The organism is Streptomyces sp. NPDC051987 (assembly GCF_040680735.1).
Lineage (GTDB): Bacteria > Actinomycetota > Actinomycetes > Streptomycetales > Streptomycetaceae > Streptomyces.
On the sequence record NZ_JBFAXI010000004.1, the window covers coordinates 137,459 to 160,127 of the forward strand.

The window sequence follows — 22,669 nt, forward strand, 5'->3', positions numbered from 1 at the left end:
TTCCCGGCGCCCCCTTACGGGGCGTGGTCGTCAAGCTCCGCCAGCATCGCCGCCCGTAGTCTGAGCGTGGTCACCAGGCGCTGGAAGGCCTCCGACCAGTAGCCTCCGGCGCCCGGCGAGGCGTCCTCGCGTTCGTCCGGTATCGCCAGGAGCGCGTCCAGGCGGCCGGCTTCGGCGGGATCCAGGCAGCGCTCGGCCAGGCCCATCACCCCGCTGAAGCTCCACGGGTAACTCCCCGCGTCACGCGCGATGTTGAGGGCGTCCACCACGGACCGGCCGAGCGGCGCGGACCACGGCACGGCGCAGACACCGAGCAGTTGGAACGCCTCCGACAGACCGTGCGCCGCGATGAACCCGGCCACCCAGCCGGCCCGCTCCTCGGCCCCCAGCGTGCCCAGCAGCTTGGCGCGCTCGGCGAGGGACACCGCGCCCGGACCGCCTGCCTCCGGTGCCGCCGGAACCCCGAGCAGTGCTCTCGCCCACTCGGCGTCCCGCTGCCGCACGGCCGCCCGGCACCAGGCCGCGTGCAGCTCACCCTGCCAGCCGTCCGCCACCGGCAGCGCCACGATCTCCTTCGGCGTACGGCCACCGAGCCGGGCCGGCCAGGTGGCGAGCGGGGCCGCCTCCACCAACTGCCCCAGCCACCAGGACCGCTCGCCCCGCCCGGTCGGCGGTTTGGCCACCACCCCGTCGCGCTCCATCCCCGGGTCGCACTCCGGCGGTGCCTCCACCGCGATCACCGGCCCGTCCCCGGTGTGATCGACCGCCACGCACGCCCCGGCCCGCACCGCCATCCGCCCGGCCAGTGCCGAGCCGGGCAGCGCGGACAGCAACTCCGCCGCCGTCGTCCGCACGTTACGGCTCCGGTCCGACAGGGCCTGCTCCAGGAACGGCTCGTCCCCGGCGGCGAGTCCCGTGCGCAGCGAGTCGAGGAACATCAGCCGGTCCTCGGCCCGCTCGGTCGGCCAGGTCCCGGCCAGCAGCTCGCGCGCCGCCTCGGGCGTCCGGGCCCGCAGCGCGGCCAGCAGCGCGACCCGCTCGGCGAACAGCCCCTCCTGCCACAACCGGCGTATCGCGTCGGTGTCCTCGGGGCCGGGCAGGGCCGCGCCGCCGCCCGGGACCGCGCGCAGGGCGAACCGCCAGTCCTGGTTGAGCCTGGCCAGCCACAGAGCGCGCGGTCCGGCGAAGGCCAGCGCGGCGGGCCGCAGATCGGTACGGCCCCGGGCCGCGTCCAGCAGCGCGGGCAGCGTCTGCGGGGGCGCCGCGAACCCGCGCGCGTTGGCCGCCGCGAGCCACTGCGGCAGCAGTTCCATCAGGTCGGGCGAGGTGCCCCGACGGCCACCGGCCAAGGTGCCGGGGCGGTCGGCCAGCAGCATCGCCAGCCTGCGTACCGCGGCGGCCGGCGGCGTGGGGCGCGGATCCTCGGGGGCGGGTTCGGGGCGGTTGGCGGCCGGTGCGGGCCGCAGCCCGGCCCGGCGCCGCACGGTCGCCACGGCCGCCTCGTCCAGCAGGGCCGCGGGAGCCGCACGGCCGGGCGCGCCGGTCGTGGGCGGACGCCGGTCCGTGCCCAGCAGGGCCGTGGTGACGAGATCCTCCCAAGCCGTCACGGGGACTCCTTTCCGCGAGTTCCGCGAGTTCCGCGAGTTCCGCGAGCGTCGTGAGCATGGTGAGTGTCGTGAGCATGGTGAGGGTCATGAGGTCCGCGAGGCTCACGAGTTCCGTGGGGTGTCCGAGTGGTCGCGCGCGTGGGGCCGGGCGTCGGCCGGGTCAGCACAGCGGCACCGCCTCTCCTGCTTTCTCCGGCCAGGCCGTCAACGGGACGAAGCCGCGGTGGCCGCACTCGCCGAAGACCGTGACCGGCGCACCCCCCGACAGCGCGACCAGCCGCCACAGACCCGGCCCTGAGCGGGCGGCCGGAGCGAGGGGCAGTGCCGAATCGCCCTCCGCGTCCGCCAGTTGCCAGGAGTCGCCGTCCGGGACGGGCACGACCCGGTCCAGGGTCACCGGCACCGACTCCAGCCAGGGGTCGTCGCGCAGCGCCTCCCCGTACCGAGCCGCCGCCTGCGCCGTCGGCACGCCCGGCGGCCGCACCGGCAGTGGCACGGGTGCGGCGAACCGCTCGCCCAGCGCCGCGCGGTGCCGGCCCGCGCCCGGATAGGCGGACAGCTCCGCCTCCAGGGCGAGGCCGACCGGCAGTGCCAGCTCCGGGGCGCGACCGGCCGCGCCGTAGGAGAGGAGCAGTGCCGTACGGCGCGTGTCGGCGCCGTGCAGCCAGATCCGGCGGGTCGTCAGTTTCACGTCCACCGTGTCGTACTGGGCGAGGACCAGCCACCGGTCGCGCACCGGCGGACCGTCCGCCGAGGCGGGCAGGCCGACCCGGGAGCGGACCGTGGCCGCGAGGTGCGCCGGGAGCCGGTCACGGCGCAGCCAGCCCTGGTCGAGGAGGTGCAGCAGTGCGCACTCCTCCAGCAGCCGCACCGGCCAGCCCGGACCCGAGCCCGGTATCGCCCCCAACTCCCGCACGCGCGAGGCAAGCCCGGGGGCCTGCGCGTCGACCATGCGGGCCGCCGTCTCCTCCCACAGCCCGTATCCCGCCTGCTCGGCCGCGGCCAGGCCGCCGCGCAGCAGGTCGGACAGGCGCTGCTCCAGCTCCGTGGCGCCCGCCGTCACCCGCTCGGCCCGCTTCTCCGCCCGGCGCCGGGCCGCCTCGGGATCAGCGGCGGCCGGGGAACTCCCGCCGCCCGTGGGCTGTTTCTCCTCCGCGCGCCGGCGTCTGCCCGCGAGCCACTGCTCGGCCCAGTCAGGTGCCTGTTCCGCCGCCGGCACCGAGTCGTCCCCGCCCGCCCAGAGCAGAAGCAGTCCCAGGGCGTGCTTGCAGGGGAACTTCCGGCTCGGGCAGCTGCACTTGTAGGCGGGACCCGCCGGGTCGGCGATGTCCACGACCGTCTGGTACGGCTTGCTGCCACTGCCCTTGCACAGTCCCCATACCGCCCCCTCCTCGCCGCTCCCGGTCCCGGACCACGGCCCTGCCGCTCCGAGTCTGCTTCCCGCCTTGCGTGACGCGGCGTCAGGCGCCAAGGCCAGCACCTGGTCCGCACTCCAGCGCACCCCCTGCTGAGTCATGCCATCGAAGGTAGATCCCGCCACTGACAATCACCCTTGCGGACTCGTTTGTGCAGGTCAGGGCGATTGTCAGTGGCGTGGTGCACGGTGGACACCAGATCCGAACCGGCCGAGCTGGAGGGGGCCTCAGCCATGACTGTGTCCGTGGAACCGACCGACCCGACGACCGTCGACAGCGCGCTGCGACCGCACGCCGAGCAGGCCTTCGCCGCCGAACTCGCGGCGCTGGCCGCACAGGACGACCGGCCGCGTCCGGCCCGCTGGAAGCTGTCGCCGTGGGCGGTGGCCACCTATCTGCTCGGCGGCGTGTTGCCGGACGGCACGGTGATCACACCGAAGTACGTCGGACCGCGCCGCATCGTCGAGGTCGCCGTCACCACGCTCGCCACCGACCGCGCCCTGCTCCTGCTCGGTGTGCCCGGCACCGCCAAGACCTGGGTCTCCGAGCACCTGGCGGCCGCCGTCAGCGGCGATTCCACCCTGCTGGTGCAGGGCACGGCCGGCACGCCGGAGGAGGCGATCCGCTACGGCTGGAACTACGCCCGGCTGCTGGCCCACGGCCCCAGCCGGGCCGCCCTGGTGCCGAGCCCGGTGATGCGGGCGATGGCGGACGGGATGACGGCGCGAGTCGAGGAGCTCACCCGGATCCCGGCCGACGTGCAGGACACGCTCATCACCATCCTGTCCGAGAAGACCCTGCCGATCCCCGAGCTGGGCCAGGAGGTGCAGGCGGTCCGCGGCTTCAACCTGATCGCCACCGCCAACGACCGCGACCGGGGGGTCAACGAGCTCTCCAGCGCCCTGCGCCGCCGCTTCAACACCGTCGTCCTGCCGCTGCCGGAGAGCCCGGACGCCGAGGTCGACATCGTGGCGCGCCGCGTCGACCAGATCGGCCGTTCCCTGGACCTGCCGGCCGTGCCGGACGGCATCGAGGAGATCCGCCGTGTCGTCACCGTCTTCCGGGAGCTGCGCGACGGCGTCACCGCCGACGGCCGCACCAAGCTCAAGTCGCCGAGCGGCACGCTGTCCACGGCCGAGGCGATCTCCGTCGTCACGGGAGGCCTCGCCCTGGCGGCCCACTTCGGGGACGGCGTGCTGCGGGCCGGTGACGTCGCGGCCGGCATCCTCGGGGCGGTCGTCCGGGACCCGGCCGCCGACCGGGTCATCTGGCAGGAGTACCTGGAGACGGTCGTCCGCGAGCGGGACGACTGGAAGGACTTCTACCGCGCCTGCCGCGAGGTGAGCGCATGAGCGACGACGCGCGGTGGCGGCGGTCGCCCGGCCCGGGGCCGCTGCTGCTCGGAGTACGGCACCACGGGCCCGGCTCCGCGCGGGCGGTGCGGGCCGCGCTGGACGCCGCCCGGCCGCGGGCCGTGCTGATCGAGGGGCCGCCCGAGGCCGACGCGCTCATCCCGCTGGCCGCCGACCCGCAGATGCGGCCACCGGTTGCGCTGCTCGCGCATGCCGTGGACGAACCCGGCCGCTCGGCGTTCTGGCCGCTGGCCGACTTCAGCCCCGAGTGGGTGGCGATCCGCTGGGCCCTGGAACACGAGGTCCCGGCCCGCTTCATCGACCTCCCGGCCACGCACACACTGGCCTGGGAGCAAGCGCAGAAGGCACCGGCCACGCCCCCCGGCCCCGAGAGCGACGCCCCCGGCACCCGGACCGCCGGGTCCGGCGCCGAAGCGGACGGTCCCCGGGACGCCGCCCCCGCCGCCGAGCTGCGGATGCGGGTCGATCCCCTCGCCGCCCTCGCCGAGGCCGCCGGTTACGACGATCCCGAGCGTTGGTGGGAGGACGTCGTCGAGCACCGGGGCGAGGCCGCGGACCGCGACGTGTTCGCGCCGTTCGCGGCGGTGGCGGAGGCGATGACGGCCCTGCGGGAGGCTTACGGGACCGGCGGCCGGGACCGGGACCCCGTGCGGGAGGCGCACATGCGGCTCCGGCTGCGGACAGCGCAGCGGGAGTTCGGGGAGGAGGTCGCAGTGGTGTGCGGGGCCTGGCACGTGCCGGCGCTGCGCGCGAGAACCACCGTCGCCGCCGACCGGGAGCTGCTCAAGGGGTTGCCCAAGGTCAGGACGGACATGACCTGGGTTCCGTGGACGAACCGCCGACTGGCCCGGTCGAGCGGATACGGCGCCGGCATCGACTCGCCGGGCTGGTACGGGCATCTGTTCCGGGCCCCGGACCGGCCGGTGGAGCGGTGGCTCACCAAGGTGGCCGGACTGCTGCGCGAGGAGGACCGGATCGTCTCCTCGGCCCATGTCATCGAGGCGGTGCGGCTGGCTCGGGCGCTGGCCGTGATGCGCGGCCGCCCGCTGCCCGGCCTCGGCGAGACGACCGACGCGGTGCGGGCGGTCCTGTGCGAGGGTTCGGACGTCCCGCTGGCGCTGGTGCACGACCGGCTGGTGGTCGGGGACGCGCTGGGGGAGGTGCCGGAGGCGGCGCCCGCGGTGCCGTTGCAGCGGGACCTGGCCCGGGAGCAGCGCCGGCTCCGGCTCAAGCCGGAGGCGTTGGAGCGGGAGCTGGAGCTCGACCTGCGCAAGGAGACCGACGCCGGGCGCAGCAGGCTGCTGCACCGGCTGCGGCTGCTCGGCGTCGAATGGGGCGAGCCGGTGCGCTCGCGGGGGAGCACGGGCACGTTCCGGGAGACCTGGCGGCTGCGCTGGGAGCCTGAGCTGTCGGTGCGGGTGGCCGAGGCCGGGGTGTGGGGGACCACCGTCGAGGGCGCGGCGTCGGCCAGGGCCGAGGCGGACGCGGTGCACGCGAGCGCCCTCGCCGAGGTCACCGGGCTCGCCGAGCACTGCCTGCTCGCCGGGCTGGCGGACGCCCTGCCGGTGGTGATGCGGGCGCTCGCCGACCGGGCCGCGCTGGACACGGACGTAGGCCATCTCGCCCAGGCCCTGCCGGCCCTGGTGCGCGCCCTGCGCTACGGCGATGTCCGGGGCACCGACACCAGGGCGCTCGCCGAGGTCGCCGCGGGCCTCGCCGAGCGGGTCTTCGTCGGGCTCCCGCCGGCCTGCGCCGCCCTCGACGGGGACGCGGCCGAGGAGATGCGCGGCCACGTGGACGCGGTGCACACGGCGGTGGGGCTGCTGGCCGAGCCGGCGGCGGAGGGCGACCCGGGCCACCGTGACCTCCGGCATCGCTGGCGGACCGTGCTGCGCACGCTGGCCGGGCGGGACAGCCTGCCCGGGGTGCTGCGGGGCCGGGCCGTGCGGATCCTGCTGGACGAGGGGGAGCTGGCGCCCCAGGAGGCGGCCCGGCTGATGGGGCTGGTGCTCTCGCCGGGGACCCCGCCGGCGGACGCGGCCGCCTGGATCGAGGGGTTCGTCGGCGGGAACGGCGGGGGCGGGATGCTGCTGGTGCACGACGAGCGGCTGCTCGGCCTGGTCGACGCCTGGCTGACCGGAGTGCCGGCGGATGCGTTCACGGACGTGCTGCCGCTGCTGCGGCGGACGTTCTCGGTGTACGAGCCGGGCGTGCGCCGGACGATCGGCGAACTGGTGCGCCGTGGCCCGGGGGAGCGGATCCAGGGGACCGGGCGGGCCGGCGGGACACCGGGGTTCGGCACCGAGGCGGACACGGAGCGTGCCGACGCCGTACTGCCGGTGCTGCGCCTGCTGCTCGGCCTGGACGAGACCGGCGCCGGTGGGGCCGGACCGGACAACGACCTTGTGGGGGCGGGGAGATGACCAAGACGACCACCGACACGACGGACGCGACGACCTCGGGCGCGACGACCGCGCGTGCGACGATCTCGGGCGCGACGACCGCGCGTGCGACGATCTCGGATGGGACGATCTCGGACCCGGCCGTCGCGGACCTCACCATCGCGAGCGCGACGGACACGGGCGGCACGGACACCGGACTCGGCGGGGACACCGGAGTCGGGGAGGTCACCGGAGTCGGCGGCGACATCGGCGTCGGCGGGGGCATCGGCGAGCCCGCCGGGGAGCGGCTGCGGCGCTGGCGGCTGGTGCTCGGGGGCGAGGCCGCCGACGGCACCGGGTGCGTGCTGTCGGGGCGGGACGCGGCGATGGACGGCACGCTGGCCGCGCTCTACGGGAAGGGGGACAGACCCCAGTCGGGGCGTGAGCGTTCGGCGGGCCTCGGGGCGTCCGCGCCCTCGGTGGCGCGCTGGCTCGGCGACATCCGGAGGTACTTCCCGTCCTCCGTGGTCCAGGTCATGCAGCGGGACGCCATCGACCGGCTCGGACTCTCCTCGCTGCTGCTCGAACCGGAGATGCTGGAGGCGGTCGAGGCGGACGTGCACCTGGTCGGCACCCTGCTCTCGCTCAACAAGGCGATGCCGGAGACGACGAAGGAGACGGCACGGGCGGTCGTCCGCAAGGTCGTCGAGGACCTGGAGAAGCGGCTGGCCACCCGTACCCGGGCCACCGTCACCGGCGCGCTCGACCGCAGCGCCCGCGTCAGCCGGCCGCGTCACCACGACATCGACTGGAACCGGACGATCTCGGCCAACCTCAAGCACTACCTCCCCGAGTACCGGACGATCGTGCCGGAGCGGCTCGTCGGGTACGGGCGGGCGTCGCAGTCGGTGAAGAAGGAAGTCGTGCTCTGCATCGACCAGTCCGGGTCGATGGCCGCGTCGGTGGTGTACGCCTCGGTGTTCGGGGCGGTGCTGGCGTCCATGCGGTCGATCGACACCCGGCTCGTCGTCTTCGACACCGCGGTGGTCGACCTCACCGACCAGCTCGACGATCCGGTGGACGTCCTGTTCGGCACCCAGCTCGGCGGCGGTACGGACATCAACCGGGCGCTGGCCTACTGCCAGTCGCAGATCACCCGGCCGGCGGAGACCGTCGTCGTCCTCATCAGCGACCTCTACGAAGGCGGCATACGCAACGAGATGCTGAAGCGGGTCGCGGCGATGAAGGCGGCGGGGGTGCAGTTCGTGGCGCTGCTCGCGCTGTCCGACGAGGGGGCACCCGCGTACGACCGCGAGCACGCGGCCGCGCTCGCCGCGCTGGGGGCACCGGCGTTCGCGTGCACGCCGGACCTCTTCCCCGAGGTGATGGCGGCGGCGATCGAGAAGCGGCCGATCCCGGTGCCGGATCCCGCGTGACGACCGCGGCGGACGGGCGACTTGTCGACTCGGCGATGTCCGGGCCGCCGCCAAAAGGGACATGAGTGTCCATCGGTAACGGGGGGCTTGCGCACCCTCGGGAGTGCCGTGCAAGGATCGAAGTCTCCACTGGTCTTTCACCGGCCTTCACGCCGTTGGACCACCTCTGCTCTGTTCCGCCGCACGGGAGGGTCCTCCCCGTCTTGACCTCGCCAGCAGTTCTGTCCGATGCCGCGGTGCGCGTGGTGCGCACGGTGCCGGGACGGCGTGCGCTGCACCTGGCGCTGCTGGTCGGCGGACTGCTCGCGCTCGGTTTCCTCTGCGGGCAGCAGGCGCAGGCGGCCGAGCGGGGGTCCGCGACTCCGTCATCGGCGTCGCTCGTGACCCAGAAGGCGGCGCCGCCGGGCGTGGTGGCCTCCGATCGGGTGCCGGGAGCCGCGCGGAAGCCCGGCGCCGAACCCGTGCCGGTGACGGACGGCGTCCATGACCTCGTCGGATCCGTGACCGGCACGGTGGGTGACACCGTGACCGTGACGGCGACGGTGACCAAGACGCTGACGGAGACGGCGACCGAGACGGTGGTCTCTCCCGTCGTCTCGGTCCTGACCGACACGCTCGCCGAGACGGTGCGGCAGGTGACACAGCTGCCCGGCGTGCCCGTGGTGCAGCTTCCGGTGCCACCCGTCGTCTCCGAGCCGCCGGCCGAGCCGGCACCGGTGACGCCGGCGCCCGGTCCCGCCCGGGGGCAGGCGCAGCCGCGGACACTGGTCACGCACGACACCGGGCACGAGAAGTCCCGTACCCCGGCGGAAAGGAAGACGGCGGCGACCACCGCCGTGTCCTACGGGCCGCGGATCGCCGTCGCACCCGTCCCGCCCGCCGCGGCGACGCGCAGCGGCGGCCACCGTGCCGACCGTGCCGACCGTGCCGTCGACGCTCCCGCCCATCCCGCGCCTATCGGAGATCCGGACGGCGTGCTGGGCAAGTCGGCCGTCGACGGCGGCTCCTCCCGCCACGGGGACGCGCACGCCGTCACCTTCGCCGGCCGGGCGCCGTTCGGGCTCGCGCCCGGTGCCGCCGCGCGTGCCGACGCGGCCGGGACCCGGGACAGGCACGGGGACATCCCGGTCTTCCCCGGCTAGGACCGGCGACCACCTTCCCCGCCACAGACCTGACGCGCGGGGGCGGAACAGGTCTGCCCGTCCGTCCGGACCCTTGCGGATCCCCCTCCTGGACTCCGTGAGCACGCCTCGGTTCCCCTGGCCGAGTGCACTCCGGGCGGCGATGTCCCCAGCCGCGCTTCCGGCCTGACCGGAAGCTCTCCCGGCTCCGTCCGCGCGTGACGAGCGCGCCGGAGCCCGAAGGACTGACACACGCATGAACGAGTACATCAGCCGTTCCATGGTCACAGCAGCCGGCCGGAGCTGGGCCTGGGCGTTCGGCCGGCCCGTGGCGGCCGAACGCCCACGGGCCGCCGAAGAGCCGCCCGTCGTCTCCAGCCGGGCGACCCGGATCCGTGGTGCCCAGGCCATCCAGGGCGCCCGTGCGGCCCGTGCCGCCACGGCCACGGCCAGGGCGCAGGCCACAGCCCGAGCACACGCCCAGGCCCTTCAGGACCGCGCCGCGACCATGCTCACGGACACCGCCTCCGGCCCCTTCCCCTTGGCCCTCACCCCCATGGCGGCGGAGGCCGGCCGCGGGGCGCAGGCCCGGCTGACCGGTTCTCAGTGACTCCATGACTCAGTGACTCCATGACTCCGTGACTCACGGACTGACTCCGTGACTCACGGACTGACTCAGTGGCTCCGTGGGTGGCCCGGTGCGGGCGGCCGAATGCCGTCGGTCCGTCCGGCCGGGGCTCACGGTTCGGGCCGGCCCTCTCCCGGGGGCGGGGTGCGGCCGCCCGGCCCGAGGACCGGAAATCCTCGGGTCCAGAGGCCTCACCGGGCCAACCCCAGCCCGGTGAGGCCTCGCACGTCCCCCGGCAAGGCGGCACGCCGTGCCACATCAACCAGGGATATCCGGCATCATGTGACAGGTATCACCGCTCAGGTGTGACTCCCGATTTAGAGACCCCCAGCGAGCGGCGATAATCTGCGAGACGGACATGCCGCGCGCTCGGACACCGTGTGCGCACCCCTTGTGACTCATTGCGGACGTCACGTTGCCCTTCGCGGCACGCCCACGCATCCAACGAACCGCGAGATCACTGATAGGGACGGAAGCGCGTGGACCTGTTCGAGTACCAGGCGAGGGACCTCTTCGCCAAGCACGATGTACCGGTGCTGGCCGGTGAAGTCATCGACACGCCTGAGGCGGCGCGCGAGATCACCGAGCGGCTGGGCGGCAAGTCCGTCGTCAAGGCGCAGGTGAAGGTCGGTGGTCGCGGCAAGGCCGGTGGCGTCAAGCTGGCCGCCTCCGCGGACGAGGCCGTCGCCCGTGCGACGGACATCCTCGGCATGGACATCAAGGGCCACACGGTCCACAAGGTGATGATCGCCGAGACGGCCCCGGAGATCCTCGAGGAGTACTACGTCTCCTTCCTCCTCGACCGTGCCAACCGCACTTTCCTCTCCATCGCCTCCGTCGAGGGCGGCATGGAGATCGAGGAGGTGGCGGCCACTCGCCCCGAGGCCGTCGCCAAGACGCCGATCGACGCGATCGACGGTGTGGACCTGGCCAAGGCCAAGGAGATCGTCGCCGCGGCGAAGTTCCCGGCCGAGGTCGCCGACAAGGTCGCCGACGTCCTGGTCAGGCTGTGGGACACCTTCATCAAGGAGGACGCCCTTCTGGTCGAGGTCAACCCGCTCGCGAAGGTCGCCTCCGGTGACGTCATCGCCCTCGACGGCAAGGTGTCGCTGGACGACAACGCCGAGTTCCGCCACGCGGACTGGGAGGAGCTCCACGACAAGGCCGCGGCCAACCCGCTGGAGGCCGCCGCCAAGGAGAAGAACCTCAACTACGTCAAGCTCGACGGCGAGGTCGGCATCATCGGCAACGGCGCGGGTCTCGTCATGAGCACCCTGGACGTCGTCGCCTACGCCGGTGAGAACCACGGTGGCGTCAAGCCCGCCAACTTCCTCGACATCGGCGGCGGCGCCTCCGCCCAGGTCATGGCCAACGGCCTGGAGATCATCCTGGGTGACCCCGACGTCAAGTCGGTCTTCGTCAACGTCTTCGGCGGCATCACCGCGTGCGACGAGGTCGCCAACGGCATCGTGCAGGCCCTGAAGCTCCTGGAGGACCGCGGCGAGGACGTCTCCAAGCCGCTCGTCGTCCGCCTCGACGGCAACAACGCCGAGCTGGGCCGCAAGATCCTCACCGACGCCAACCACCCGCTGGTGCAGCGCGTCGACACCATGGACGGCGCGGCCGACAAGGCCGCCGAGCTGGCCCACGCCGCCAAGTAAGCACTCAGGACGAGGACACAACACACCATGGCTATCTGGCTCAACAAGGACAGCAAGGTCATCGTCCAGGGCATGACGGGCGCCACTGGCATGAAGCACACCAAGCTCATGCTGGGCGACGGCACCAACGTCGTGGGCGGCGTCAACCCGCGCAAGGCCGGTCAGAAGGTCGACTTCGACGGCACCGAGGTACCGGTCTTCGGCACGGTCAAGGAGGCCATCGAGGCCACCGGCGCCAACGTCACCGTCATCTTCGTGCCGGAGAAGTTCACCAAGGACGCGGTCGTCGAGGCCATCGACGCCGAGATCCCGCTGGCCGTCGTGATCACCGAGGGCATCGCCGTGCACGACTCGGCGTCGTTCTGGGCGTACGCCGGCAAGAAGGGCAACAAGACCCGGATCATCGGCCCGAACTGCCCCGGCATCATCACCGTCGGCCAGTCCAACGTCGGCATCATCCCGGGCGACATCACCAAGCCGGGCCGTATCGGCCTGGTCTCGAAGTCCGGCACGCTGACGTACCAGATGATGTACGAGCTGCGTGACATCGGCTTCTCGACCGCCGTCGGCATCGGTGGCGACCCGATCATCGGCACCACGCACATCGACGCGCTCGCCGCGTTCGAGGCCGACCCCGACACCGACCTGATCGTCATGATCGGTGAGATCGGCGGCGACGCCGAGGAGCGGGCCGCGGACTTCATCGCGAAGAACGTGACCAAGCCGGTCGTCGGTTACGTCGCGGGCTTCACCGCGCCCGAGGGCAAGACCATGGGCCACGCCGGCGCCATCGTCTCCGGTTCGTCGGGCACCGCCCAGGCGAAGAAGGAGGCCCTGGAGGCCGCGGGCGTCAAGGTCGGCAAGACCCCGACGGAGACGGCGAAGCTGGCCCGCGAGATCCTCGCCGGCTGAGTGTCGTTCCCGACGCCGGTCGACTGAACGCCGGTAGGCCCGTCCCCGGGGTGGGGCGGGCCTACCGGCGTTTCGCCCAGCGGCACGACTGCCCGCGGCTGCGTACGGAGGACGTATGGAGGCCGCGGCGGGGCAGCGCCCCGCAAGGGGCGCGGGGAAGTGCGCGACCAGCCCCTGCCGGGCCGCACCCGACCGCACTACCTCGGCACCGGCACCAGTCTCTCCGGGCCGTTGTGAGCAAGCTGCTGCAGTTTCAGCCGCAACGCCCGTTCCCCCGCCGACAACGGCCCCAGCCCCACCTCCGCCGGCACCCCGCTGATCGCCTGGGCCGGGCCGATCGGGGCCTCGTAGTGCGTCGGCGCCGTCCGCAGCGTGAGCGTGGTCGCCGCGATGATCGTCGCCGTGAAGGCGAGCGCGGACCGGGTCCAGAACCGCGTCTGCCGTTCGGCGTACGTCCGCACGGTCGGCGGCTGGGCCGCCCGCAGCCCCTCCGCCGAGGCCAGTTCGGCGAGCCGGCGGTGCAGCGCGGCGGGGTCGGCGAGTTCCGGCACCCGGTCGGCGACCAGCCGCCGCGCGCGGGTCAGCCGGTTGGCCGCCGCCGGCGTGCTCGCCTCGGTCTCCGCCGCCGTCTCCGGCAGATCGAGGCCGACGCCGTCGTACAGCAGGAGCGTGCGCCGGTAGGTGGGCGGCAGTTTCAGCAGCGCGTCCAGCAGGGCGCGGTCGGCCGCGTCGGTCGGCGGGGGCTCGGGGTGGCGGTGGCGTAGCCGGAAGCGGTGCCAGGGAGAGAGCGCGCACTCGTGCGCCACCGCCCGCACCCAGCCGGCCGGGTCAGGGTCGCGGGCCACCTGCGGCCAGTTCTGCCAGGCGAGTTGAAAGGCCCGTTCGACCGCCTCCTGCGCCAGCTCCCGGCGGCCGGTGAGCAGGTAGGCCTGCCGTACCAGGGCCGGGGCGCAGAACGCGTAGAGCGCGTCGAAGGCCTGAGCGGGCGTCAGTGGGGGGCTCTGGGTCATCGGGCGCACCTCACTCGGAAAAAAACACATAAACATATATTGGGCGACACTTCGGCTGTTCGTCGGTTACGACGGAAAGGCGCGTGTCGTTGGGAACATGGCGGTCGTGATCCGGATGACCGCCCGCCGACCGTCGCGGCCCCGCCCACCGTCGTTGACGTTCCGCCGACCGTCGCTGTCGCGGCTGCTCGGCAGGGTCCGCGACCGTTCCCCGGGACTGGCCGCGAGCCTGGCGGCCGGGGCGCTCGCGGCCGGGCTCGGGCTGGGAGCGTTCGCCGTGCTGACGATCGCCCTGTGGGTCAGCTCGCCGTACCCGGACAGCGGGCCGGGCGGCGCCACGCACACCGCGGCGGCGCTCTGGCTGCTCGCCCACGGCGTCGCCCTGGTCCGCACCGACACGCTGTCCGGGGTGCCGGCCCCGGTCGGGATGGCGCCGTTGCTGCTGCTCGCGGTGCCGGCGCTGCTGGTGTACCGGGGCGCCCGGGACGCGGTGGACGCGCCGGACGGCGCCGATGCCGAGGCGCCACCGCCGGTCCGTGCCCGCACCGCCTGGACCGGCGTCGTCGCCGGCTACCTCGGCGTCGGCGGGTGCGCCGCGCTGTACACGGCCGGCGGCGAACTGCGGCCCCAGTGGCCGTCCGTGGCGGTGTGTCTGCCCCTGCTCGCGGCGGCCGCGGCGGGCGCCGGGGTGTGGACGGCGTACGGCCGTCCGCGTGAACCGCTGCCGAACCTGGTGGTGCTGCTGGCGGACCCGGTACGGCGGCGGCTGCTAGGGCGCGACACGCGGGTGCGGTGGGGTACGGCCCTGCGCGCTTCCCTGGCCGGGACGGCTGTGCTCTTCGGCGGCGGAGCGCTGCTGCTCGCGGTGTCGCTGGTGACCCACGGCGAGGCGGCGCGGGCGTCGTTCCTGCAGCTGACGGAGGGCTGGTCGGGCCGGTGCGCGGTCCTGTTCCTGTGCCTCTCGCTGATCCCGAACGCGGCGGTGTGGTCGGCGTCGTACGCCCTGGGCCCTGGCTTCACGCTCGGTGCCGGGCACCTGGTGAACCCCCTGGGCTCGGATCCGGCACCGCTGCTCCCGCCCTTCCCGCTGCTGGCGGCCGTGCCGCGGCACGGGCCCGGAACTCCGGTGCACTGGCTGGCCGGAGTGGTGCCGGTGGCGGCCGGGGTGACGGTGGCGTGGTTCGTGGCGGCGCGGGCGGCCCGGCGGCACTGGCCGGCCGGGCGCACGGCCGGGGTGGCGGCCCTGGCGGCACTGCTGGGCGCGCTGCTGCTCGCGGTGTCGGCGGAGCTGGCCGGCGGCTCGCTGGGCGTCGCCGCGCTCACCCGCTTCGGCCCGGTCTGGTGGCAGACGGGCGCGGCGACCGGCGCCTGGCTCCTCGCGGTGGGCGTACCGGCAGCTGTCGGGCTGCAGGCCTGGCGCCGGGAGGGGGCCGCCTCGCTCGCCGCGTGGCTGGGGTTCGCCAGGAGCGGGCCGGGGGAGCCCCGGGCCGCGGACCGGAAGAGCGGGCAGGAGAGGGAGCCGGGAAGGGAGCCGGGGAGTCACATGCCGTCGGCGTCGGCGTCGGCGTCGGCGTCGGAGTCGGGGTCAGAGTCGCCGTCGGAGTCGATGTCGGCGCCGGGATCACCGTGGGCCTGGGCTGCGGACCCCGCCGCGACGCCCGCCCGGAAACCGCCACCGGCCTCGATCATCGTGGACGGGCTGTCGCCCGACGCCGCGGACGGCGACGCCTCCGAGCGCTACGAGGCGCTCCCGGTCCAGCCCCACGACGGGCTGCCCGGCTCCTGGGAGGACGAGGCGGCGCGCAGGGCCCGCTGGACCGCGCTGCGGAAGCTGTCCGAGCCGGCCGAGGATCCCGACGGTCCCTGAACCTCCGGGACCGACGCCGCCCCCGCCCTTTCAGCTGTTCCCGCTCCCCAGGACGCCCCGCAGCTCCTGCGGCAGCAGATGGTCGCAGGACTGCTTGGCCTCGTTGGTGAGGGCGTCCGTGACGCACGTGTAGTAGTCGCGGTAGACCATCTGCGCCGTGAAGTTGGCCGCCACCAGCGCCAGCGCCAGGGTCGCCGTGACCAGGCCGCTGATCGCCGCCGTCGTCTGAGGGCGCCCGTCGGCCGCCTCCTCGGGGCCGCGGGGCTTGGTGCGCAGTGCGCTGACCCCCCAGTAGAGGGCCAGCGCACCGAGCAGCAGCGCCAGGTACGGCCAGCTGAAGAGCGCGAAGAGGAAGGCCCACATGCCGCACAGCAGCGCGTACCGCGCCCGCCGCTGGGCCGGGTCGGCCGGGTCGAACCGCATGCCGGGGCCGACGGGCCCGCCGGGGCCGTTCTGGCCGCCGCCCGGACCGCCGCCGGGACGCTCGCCGAAGCCGCCGGACTGCCGGCCGGGCTGGCGGTCGCTCCACTGGCTGCCCCAGGGCGCCCCCGCGCCCTGGTCGTCGTCCCCGGCCGGGCGGCGCGGCCGCCAGGGGGTGTCCGGCGTGCCCTCCGGCGGCGGGGCGAAGGGGTTGTCGTCCCGTTGGTCGTCCCGCCGGTCGTCCTGCTGGTCGCCGCGCCGGTCGTCCTGCTGGTCGCCCTTCGGCCGGTCCGAGGGCGCGTCCGGCGGTGAGGCCGGCCGCTCCCGCAGCAGCACGACGGAACGCGTCCCCTCCTGTACCGACTGCGGGGGGAGGATATGAAGTCCCAGGCTGCGGTCCGGCATCAACTGAGCGTCTTCCCCTAGATCAAATGAACGGAACAGAGCTGATAAATCGGTCGAACAGGGCTGGATACGGTCTGATACGGCTGGGTGCGGCGGATGTCCGCGGCGGGTCGGCACGGCAGCCGGAACGACCGCCTACCCCGTGAACGCGTCGTATCCCGGACGCGTTCCCGCCTCGGTACCTCCCAGACGCTACCTTTCGGCCACGCCCCCGTCCCGTGGGGGCCGCCCGGTGTGCCGGTATCGTTGCTGACGGTCGGCCGCTTCGTAGACTTCCCCGTATCCCGGGGCGCGAAGCACTCGTACGAATGTACAAAGCGGGTACGAGGCCGGCCGCCGTACCGACGCTCCCCCGAGAAAGGGCCCCACCGTGGCCGCCAAGCCCGTGGCCAAGCGCCTCGTCGTGCTGGTCTCCGGATCCGGCACCAACCTCCAGGCGCTCCTCGACGCGATCGCCGAGCACGGCGCCGAGGCCTACGGCGCCGAGGTCGTCGCCGTAGGTGCCGACCGAGCCGGCATCGAGGGCCTCGCGCGTGCCGAGCGGGCCGGGATCCCGACGTTCGTGACCAGAGTGAAGGACTTCGGGACCCGGGAGGAGTGGGACCGGGCGCTGGCCGAGGCCGTGGCCGCCCACCGGCCCGACCTCGTGGTCTCCGCCGGGTTCATGAAGATCGTCGGGAAGGAGTTCCTGGCGCGCTTCGGGGGGCGGACCGTCAACACGCACCCCGCCCTGCTGCCCAGTTTCCCGGGGGCCCACGGCGTGCGGGACGCGCTCGCGTACGGCGCCCGGGTCACCGGCTGCACCGTCCACTTCGTCGACGACGGCGTCGACACCGGGCCGATCATCGCTCAGGGCGTGGTGGAGATCCGGGACGAGGACGACGAGAGCGCTCTGCACGAGCGCATCAAGGAAGTCGAGCGAAGGCTGCTCGTCGAGGTCGTGGGGCGGATCGCCCGCAACGGCTATCGCATTGAGGGACGAAAGGTAGTTATCCAGTGACCGCCGAGAGCACTGTCACGGCCGAGAGCGGCAAGCGGGCCATCCGTCGCGCGCTCGTCAGCGTCTACGACAAGACCGGGCTCGAAGAGCTCGCCCGCGGGCTGCACGAGGCCGGTGTCGCACTGGTCTCCACCGGCTCCACCGCCGCCCGCATCGCCGCCGCCGGCGTCCCCGTCACCAAGGTCGAGGAGCTCACCGGCTTCCCGGAGTGCCTGGACGGCCGGGTCAAGACCCTGCACCCGAGGGTGCACGCCGGCATCCTCGCCGACCTGCGTCTGGACAGCCACCGCGAGCAGCTGAAGGAGCTCGGCGTCGAGCCGTTCGACCTCGTCGTCGTCAACCTCTACCCGTTCCGCGAGACCGTCGCCTCCGGCGCCGGCCCGGACGAGTGCGTCGAGCAGATCGACATCGGCGGCCCGTCGATGGTCCGCGCCGCGGCCAAGAACCACCCCTCGGTCGCCGTCGTCACCAGCCCGCAGCGGTACGCCGACGTCCTCCGGGCCGTCGCCGAGGGCGGCTTCGACCTCGTCACCCGCAAGCGCCTCGCCGCCGAGGCCTTCCAGCACACGGCGGCCTACGACGTGGCGGTGGCCTCCTGGTTCGCCTCGGAGTACGCCCCCGTCGACGAGTCGCGGTTCCCCGACTTCCTGGGCGCCACCTGGGAGCGCGAGAACACCCTGCGCTACGGCGAGAACCCGCACCAGCCCGCCGCCCTCTACGTCGACGCGAGCGGCGGCGGCCTCGCCAGGGCCGAGCAGCTGCACGGCAAGGAGATGTCGTACAACAACTACACGGACACGGATGCCGCGCGCCGTGCCGCGTACGACCACGACGAGCCGTGCGTCGCGATCATCAAGCACGCCAACCCCTGCGGCATCGCGGTCGGTTCGGACGTGGCCGAGGCGCACCGCAAGGCGCACGCCTGCGACCCGCTGTCCGCGTTCGGCGGGGTCATCGCCGTCAACCGGCCGGTGAGCCGGGAGATGGCCGAGCAGGTCGCCGAGATCTTCACCGAGGTCATCGTCGCGCCCGACTACGAGGACGGCGCCCTCGAAGCGCTCGCCAAGAAGAAGAACATCCGCGTCCTGAAGGCACCGGGTGCCCCGGCGAACCCCGTCGAGGTCAAGCCCGTCGACGGCGGTGTGCTGCTCCAGGTCACCGACCGCCTCCAGGCCGAAGGCGACGACCCGGCCCACTGGACCCTCGCGACCGGCGAGGCGCTCGGCCCGGAGGAGCTGGCCGAGCTCGCCTTCGCCTGGAAGGCCTGCCGGGCCGTGAAGTCCAACGCCATCCTGCTCGCCAAGGACGGCGCCTCGGTCGGCGTCGGCATGGGCCAGGTCAACCGCGTCGACTCCGCGAAGCTCGCCGTCGAGCGGGCGGGGGAGGAGCGGGCGCGCGGCTCCTACGCCGCCTCCGACGCGTTCTTCCCGTTCCCCGACGGCCTGGAGATCCTCACCGCGGCCGGTGTCAAGGCCGTGGTGCAGCCGGGCGGTTCGGTCCGTGACGAACTCGTCGTGGAGGCCGCGAAGAAGGCGGGCGTGACGATGTACTTCACCGGGACGCGGCACTTCTTCCACTGAGCGCCGCGGCAGCCGCAGCGGAAGGCGCAGACGCCGGCGGCACCGGACGGCGCAGACGCCAGGGCCGTGTCCTCCCTTACGGGGGGACACGGCCCTGGGCGCTACGGCGGACGCTCAGTTGCTGCGTATCACGATCGTGCCGCAGACCTTGTCCGCGAAGGTCTGGCGCTTGGCGTCCCACGCCGGCCACAGCCAGCCCAGGTAGCAGGCGAGGCTGTCCAGGAAGTGCGCGATACGGCGCACGAAGGCCATGCCGACGCCGATCGGCTGACCGGTGTCCTCCTTGACCAGGCGGATGCCCAGCGCCTTCTTGCCGATGGTCTGGCCGGTGCGGCCCTCCATGATCAGCTGCCAGATCGCGAGGCCGAGGATGCCCAGGCCGCCGATGACGCCCAGCACCGCGGCCTTGCTGCTGAAGAGCACCAGGATGTACGGCACCAGGAAGACCAGGCCGTCGACGACCGTGCCGCCGAAGCGCTGACCCCAGTTCGCGTACGGCGGCGTCGCGCCGTACCCCTGCTGCGGGTAGCCGTAACCGCCCTGCTGCGGGTAGCCCGGCTGCTGGGGGTAGCCGTAGCCCTGCTGCGGCGGCACGCCCTGCGGGGCCTGCTGGTAGCCGGGCTGCTGCGGGTAGCCGTAGCCGGGCTGCCCCTGCTGCGGGTCCTGCGGCTGACCGTAGGGGTTGTTCGGCGCGCCGAAACTCATGACGGGTTTCCTCCGTGTGGCCTGCGGGGACGACGCGGACAAGGACGGAGGTACGTCAATAACTGAGCGGTTTTGCCCCCCACCGACCGCGATACTGCGCGGTTTATGTTCAAGTACGTGCGAGATGTTGTCCAGTCCGATTAACCATGTGTTGTGCAAGTGCAACATGATTGATCATGACTGCGCACCCGACTGGAACCGGGAGGCCGCCATCCGGGAGGATGGAGCCATGACCGCCCAGATTCTCGATGGCAAGGCCACCGCAGCCGCGATCAAGTCCGATCTGACCGTCCGCGTGGCGGCGCTGAAGGAGAAGGGCGTCACGCCCGGCCTCGGCACGATCCTCGTCGGGGACGACCCCGGCAGCCAGAAGTACGTCGCCGGCAAGCACCGCGACTGCGCGCAGGTCGGCATCGCCTCCATCCAGCGTGAACTCCCGGCCACCGCGACCCAGGAGGAGATCGAGGCCGTCGTCCGCGAACTCAACGACGACCCCGCCTGCACCGGCTACATCGTCCAGCTCCCGCTGCCCAAGGGCATCGACGAGAACCGCATTCTGGAGCTGATGGACCCGCACAAGGACGCGGACGGCCTGCACCCGACGAACCTCGGCCGGCTGGTGCTCGGCGAGCCCGCGCCGCTGCCCTGCACCCCCAACGGCGTGCTCACCCTGCTGCGCCGCTACGGCGTCGAGATCAAGGGCGCCGAGGTCGTGGTCGTCGGCCGGGGCGTGACCATCGGCCGCCCGATGCCGCTGCTGCTCACCCGGCGCAGCGAGAACGCCACGGTGACCCAGTGCCACACCGGCACCCGGGACCTCGCCTCGCATCTGCGGCGGGCCGACATCATCATCGCCGCCGCCGGTTCCCCGCACCTGATCCGTCCCGAGGACGTCAAGCCGGGCGCCGCCGTGCTCGACGTCGGCGTCTCCCGCAACCCCGACGGCAAGATCGTCGGGGACGTGCACCCCGGGGTGGCCGAGGTCGCGGGGTGGCTCTCCCCGAACCCCGGCGGTGTCGGGCCGATGACCAGGGCTCAGCTGCTCGTCAACGTGGTCGAGGCGGCGGAGCGCAGTGTCGGCTGAGCAGGCGCACGACGACGAGCCGACCGTCCGCGACGCGATCAGCGCCCCGGACGCGGAGGGTCGGCCACGGCGGACCACGCGCCGCTTCCCGCTCTTCACCCGGGACACGGCCCGCCCCGAGGGGGGCGGCAGGGCCGCGTCCGGGGATCTGCCGGCGCCGGCCCGCCAGTGGCCCCTGCTGGTCGTCCTGGCGACCGTCGGGGTCGGGCTGCTGCTGACCTCGCTGGACCAGTTCCGGGTGGGGGCGCTGCTGATCGGGGCGGCGCTGCTGGCGGGGGCGGTGATGCGGTGGACAGTGCCGAGCGTCGGGATGCTGGCGGTCCGGTCGCGGTTCACGGACATCGTCACGTACGGGGTGCTCGGCCTGGCGATCGTGCTGCTGGCGCTGATGGCGCAGCCGAAGCCGTGGCTGGTGATCCCCTTCCTCAAGGACACCCTGCACTTCACGATGCGGAACTGACCCGTCCGGCGTGACCTGGCCACAAGGCGGCCCGTCCCCTCCCCCGAGCAGGACGGGCCGCCGTCCGGAACCAGCCTTCCCAGCGGGCGGCGGCTGTTCGACGGCTGTCCGTCGGCTGTGGCAGAGAGGTGACCGTTCCGCTACGGGCCGCCCGCACTCCACGGCCTGCGGGAAGCGTCCGGCCGCCCGCCGTGACTCCCGGGTCGGCTGGGCGGTCTGTGAACCGCGAGGTCACGGCCGGATGACCGGTGTGTCGATGTGTTGACAGTTCGCGGATATGTCACGAAGCGGGCCCACAGCCGGGCTAACGTCTCCGATCGGGACGAGCCGGCGGCCCGACGAGCCGGCGGCCCGTCGGGCCGTACGACGGTCGGCGTGCGACGGTGCTGCCGGGCGGACCGGTGCTCCTGTGCGCCCCCTGACCGGGGACTGTGCTCCGGGGATGCCGCATTTCGGTGGGTAGCCACAACGGGGGCCGCCGCGGGGGGGGCGCCGCGCGTACGGGGAAACGCGGAAGGAGTGGGGGGAAGCAATGTCTCGGTGGAAACCTCTGCCGGATGAACTCGATCCGCAGGTGGCGGAGTTCACGACCCAGCTGCGTCGGCTCGTGGACCGCGGCGGCCTGAGCGTCGCGGCACTGTCCGACCGCACCGGCTACGCCAGGTCGTCCTGGGAGCGCTACCTCAACGGCCGTCTGCTCGCGCCCAAGGGCGCGGTGGTCGCGCTCGCCGAGGTCACCGGCACCGATCCCGTCCACCTCACGACCATGTGGGAGCTGGCCGAACGGTCCTGGAGCCGTTCGGAGATGCGCCACGACCGGACCATGGAGGCCATCCGGATCGCCCAGGCGCGGGCAGCGCTCGGGGAGTTCGGGGCGCCGCCGGCCGCCTCCGCGGCCACGGCCGCCGACGGCAGGGCGCCGCGCCGGGCGGGCGGGGCCGTGGCGATGCCGGGGATCGCCGGACCGGCGGGGGTCTCGCCCACCATCCCGCCCCAGCCGACGGCCCCCGACGCCGACCGCCGCGAGGGCTCCGGCTCCCGCGGCCCGGTCACACCCCCGCCGTCGGCCGCGCCGGGCGGCGGCAGGCGGCGGCTGACGATGTTCCTCGCCGGAGCCGTCGGCATGGCCGTGGTCATCGCCGGGGTCCTCTTCTTCACCGGAGGCGACGGGGGCGGCAGGACAAGCAAGGCCCACGCCTCGGCCACCGCGTCCGCCGGCACCAGCGGCGACCTGCCGGCCGGGGTGAAGTGTGCGGGCGCCGGCTGCACCGGCAAGGACGCGGAGGCCATGGGGTGCAGCGGCGACCTCGCGACCACCGCCCGAACCGTCACGGTCGGCGCGACCACCCTGGAGGTCCGCTACAGCAGAACCTGCGGCGCCGCGTGGGGCCGGATCACCGGGGCCGCCCAGGGCGACTCGGTCCGGGTCACGGCCGGCACCAGGACGGAGCGCGGCTCCATCACGGCCACCGGCGACACGATCGCCTACACGCCGATGGTGGCGGTGCGGGACGCGACGGCGGCGAAGGCCTGCACCACGCTGGCGTCGGGCCGGCAGGGCTGCACACCGTAACGGGCAGAGAAAGCGGTGGCGCGCAGGAATG

The 22,669-nt window shown here is 73.7% G+C and carries 18 protein-coding genes; 13 read left to right on the forward strand and 5 right to left on the reverse strand.

Annotation, left to right across the window (positions count from 1 at the left end):
• Positions 1-14: 14 nt before the first annotated feature.
• Complete coding sequence (locus AB0M11_RS03620) at positions 15-1,607, reverse strand: DUF5691 domain-containing protein (protein WP_365700889.1); 1,593 nt, start codon at positions 1,605-1,607, stop codon at positions 15-17.
• A 160-nt stretch (positions 1,608-1,767) separates the two neighbouring features.
• Complete coding sequence (locus AB0M11_RS03625) at positions 1,768-3,123, reverse strand: SWIM zinc finger family protein (RefSeq protein ID WP_365700891.1); 1,356 nt, start codon at positions 3,121-3,123, stop codon at positions 1,768-1,770.
• 132 nt (positions 3,124-3,255) lie between these two features.
• Here AB0M11_RS03625 and AB0M11_RS03630 point away from each other — a divergent pair, with 132 nt between their 5' ends.
• The 7 genes from AB0M11_RS03630 (at position 3,256) to sucD (ending at position 12,534) form a co-directional block, all read left to right on the forward strand.
• Positions 3,256-4,374, forward strand: coding sequence for an AAA family ATPase (locus tag AB0M11_RS03630; protein ID WP_365700893.1), 1,119 nt, complete (start codon positions 3,256-3,258; stop codon positions 4,372-4,374).
• Positions 4,371-6,818, forward strand: coding sequence for a DUF5682 family protein (locus AB0M11_RS03635; protein ID WP_365700895.1), 2,448 nt, complete (start codon positions 4,371-4,373; stop codon positions 6,816-6,818). The genes AB0M11_RS03630 and AB0M11_RS03635 overlap by 4 nt, the downstream gene beginning before the upstream one ends.
• Positions 6,815-8,212 carry a VWA domain-containing protein gene (locus AB0M11_RS03640; protein WP_365700897.1) on the forward strand — a complete coding sequence of 466 codons (1,398 nt, stop codon included), beginning with the start codon at positions 6,815-6,817 and terminating at the stop codon, positions 8,210-8,212. The genes AB0M11_RS03635 and AB0M11_RS03640 overlap by 4 nt, the downstream gene beginning before the upstream one ends.
• Before the next feature lie 236 nt (positions 8,213-8,448).
• Positions 8,449-9,354, forward strand: a complete 906-nt coding sequence (locus AB0M11_RS03645) for a hypothetical protein (RefSeq protein WP_365700899.1) — start codon at positions 8,449-8,451, stop codon at positions 9,352-9,354.
• A 235-nt stretch (positions 9,355-9,589) separates the two neighbouring features.
• Positions 9,590-9,943: a hypothetical protein gene (locus tag AB0M11_RS03650; protein WP_365700902.1), complete on the forward strand. Its 354-nt coding sequence runs from the start codon at positions 9,590-9,592 to the stop codon at positions 9,941-9,943.
• Between the two features lie 497 nt (positions 9,944-10,440).
• Positions 10,441-11,622: an ADP-forming succinate--CoA ligase subunit beta gene (sucC, locus tag AB0M11_RS03655; RefSeq protein ID WP_046733149.1), complete on the forward strand. Its 1,182-nt coding sequence runs from the start codon at positions 10,441-10,443 to the stop codon at positions 11,620-11,622.
• A gap of 27 nt (positions 11,623-11,649) precedes the next feature.
• Entirely contained in the window at positions 11,650-12,534 is an 885-nt protein-coding gene (sucD, locus tag AB0M11_RS03660; protein WP_365700905.1) for a succinate--CoA ligase subunit alpha, read from the forward strand.
• A 197-nt stretch (positions 12,535-12,731) separates the two neighbouring features.
• Here the strand turns inward: sucD and AB0M11_RS03665 are convergent, their stop codons facing one another.
• Positions 12,732-13,544, reverse strand: coding sequence for a sigma factor-like helix-turn-helix DNA-binding protein (locus AB0M11_RS03665; protein WP_365700906.1), 813 nt, complete (start codon positions 13,542-13,544; stop codon positions 12,732-12,734).
• Between the two features lie 97 nt (positions 13,545-13,641).
• Between AB0M11_RS03665 and AB0M11_RS03670 the strand changes: the two genes are divergently transcribed.
• Positions 13,642-15,411 carry a DUF6350 family protein gene (locus AB0M11_RS03670; RefSeq protein ID WP_365700908.1) on the forward strand — a complete coding sequence of 590 codons (1,770 nt, stop codon included), beginning with the start codon at positions 13,642-13,644 and terminating at the stop codon, positions 15,409-15,411.
• Between the two features lie 30 nt (positions 15,412-15,441).
• On the opposite strand, the gene AB0M11_RS03675 is transcribed toward AB0M11_RS03670, so the two are convergent.
• Positions 15,442-16,236, reverse strand: a complete 795-nt coding sequence (locus tag AB0M11_RS03675) for a hypothetical protein (protein ID WP_365700910.1) — start codon at positions 16,234-16,236, stop codon at positions 15,442-15,444.
• A gap of 370 nt (positions 16,237-16,606) precedes the next feature.
• Between AB0M11_RS03675 and purN the strand changes: the two genes are divergently transcribed.
• Entirely contained in the window at positions 16,607-17,236 is a 630-nt protein-coding gene (gene purN / locus AB0M11_RS03680) for a phosphoribosylglycinamide formyltransferase (RefSeq protein WP_365700912.1), read from the forward strand.
• Complete coding sequence (purH, locus tag AB0M11_RS03685; protein WP_365700914.1) at positions 17,233-18,816, forward strand: bifunctional phosphoribosylaminoimidazolecarboxamide formyltransferase/IMP cyclohydrolase; 1,584 nt, start codon at positions 17,233-17,235, stop codon at positions 18,814-18,816. Before purN ends, purH begins: the two co-directional genes overlap by 4 nt.
• Before the next feature lie 114 nt (positions 18,817-18,930).
• Here the strand turns inward: purH and AB0M11_RS03690 are convergent, their stop codons facing one another.
• On the reverse strand, positions 18,931-19,521 hold the full coding sequence (locus AB0M11_RS03690) for an RDD family protein (protein WP_365700916.1): 591 nt from the start codon (positions 19,519-19,521) through the stop codon (positions 18,931-18,933).
• Between the two features lie 229 nt (positions 19,522-19,750).
• Between AB0M11_RS03690 and AB0M11_RS03695 the strand changes: the two genes are divergently transcribed.
• From AB0M11_RS03695 to AB0M11_RS03705, 3 genes are all read left to right on the forward strand, one after another.
• Positions 19,751-20,605 carry a bifunctional methylenetetrahydrofolate dehydrogenase/methenyltetrahydrofolate cyclohydrolase gene (locus tag AB0M11_RS03695; protein ID WP_365700918.1) on the forward strand — a complete coding sequence of 285 codons (855 nt, stop codon included), beginning with the start codon at positions 19,751-19,753 and terminating at the stop codon, positions 20,603-20,605.
• Positions 20,595-21,065, forward strand: a complete 471-nt coding sequence (locus tag AB0M11_RS03700) for a DUF3017 domain-containing protein (protein ID WP_365700920.1) — start codon at positions 20,595-20,597, stop codon at positions 21,063-21,065. Before AB0M11_RS03695 ends, AB0M11_RS03700 begins: the two co-directional genes overlap by 11 nt.
• A 550-nt stretch (positions 21,066-21,615) precedes the next feature.
• Positions 21,616-22,638, forward strand: coding sequence for a DUF2690 domain-containing protein (locus AB0M11_RS03705; RefSeq protein WP_365701002.1), 1,023 nt, complete (start codon positions 21,616-21,618; stop codon positions 22,636-22,638).
• Positions 22,639-22,669: the final 31 nt, after the last annotated feature.

Excerpts from the sequence above, each read along its gene's own strand:
- AB0M11_RS03625 (WP_365700891.1), bottom strand. The coding sequence starts at position 3,123 with ATGACTCAGCAGGGGGTGCGCTGGAGTGCGGACCAGGTGCTGGCCTTG.
- AB0M11_RS03690 (WP_365700916.1), bottom strand. The coding sequence starts at position 19,521 with ATGAGTTTCGGCGCGCCGAACAACCCCTACGGTCAGCCGCAGGACCCG.
- AB0M11_RS03635 (WP_365700895.1), top strand. The coding sequence starts at position 4,371 with ATGAGCGACGACGCGCGGTGGCGGCGGTCGCCCGGCCCGGGGCCGCTG.
- AB0M11_RS03675 (WP_365700910.1), bottom strand. The coding sequence starts at position 16,236 with ATGCCGGACCGCAGCCTGGGACTTCATATCCTCCCCCCGCAGTCGGTA.
- AB0M11_RS03665 (WP_365700906.1), bottom strand. The coding sequence starts at position 13,544 with ATGACCCAGAGCCCCCCACTGACGCCCGCTCAGGCCTTCGACGCGCTC.
- sucD (WP_365700905.1), top strand. The coding sequence starts at position 11,650 with ATGGCTATCTGGCTCAACAAGGACAGCAAGGTCATCGTCCAGGGCATG.
- AB0M11_RS03670 (WP_365700908.1), top strand. The coding sequence starts at position 13,642 with ATGGCGGTCGTGATCCGGATGACCGCCCGCCGACCGTCGCGGCCCCGC.
- AB0M11_RS03630 (WP_365700893.1), top strand. The coding sequence starts at position 3,256 with ATGACTGTGTCCGTGGAACCGACCGACCCGACGACCGTCGACAGCGCG.
- AB0M11_RS03640 (WP_365700897.1), top strand. The coding sequence starts at position 6,815 with ATGACCAAGACGACCACCGACACGACGGACGCGACGACCTCGGGCGCG.
- AB0M11_RS03650 (WP_365700902.1), top strand. The coding sequence starts at position 9,590 with ATGAACGAGTACATCAGCCGTTCCATGGTCACAGCAGCCGGCCGGAGC.
- AB0M11_RS03695 (WP_365700918.1), top strand. The coding sequence starts at position 19,751 with ATGACCGCCCAGATTCTCGATGGCAAGGCCACCGCAGCCGCGATCAAG.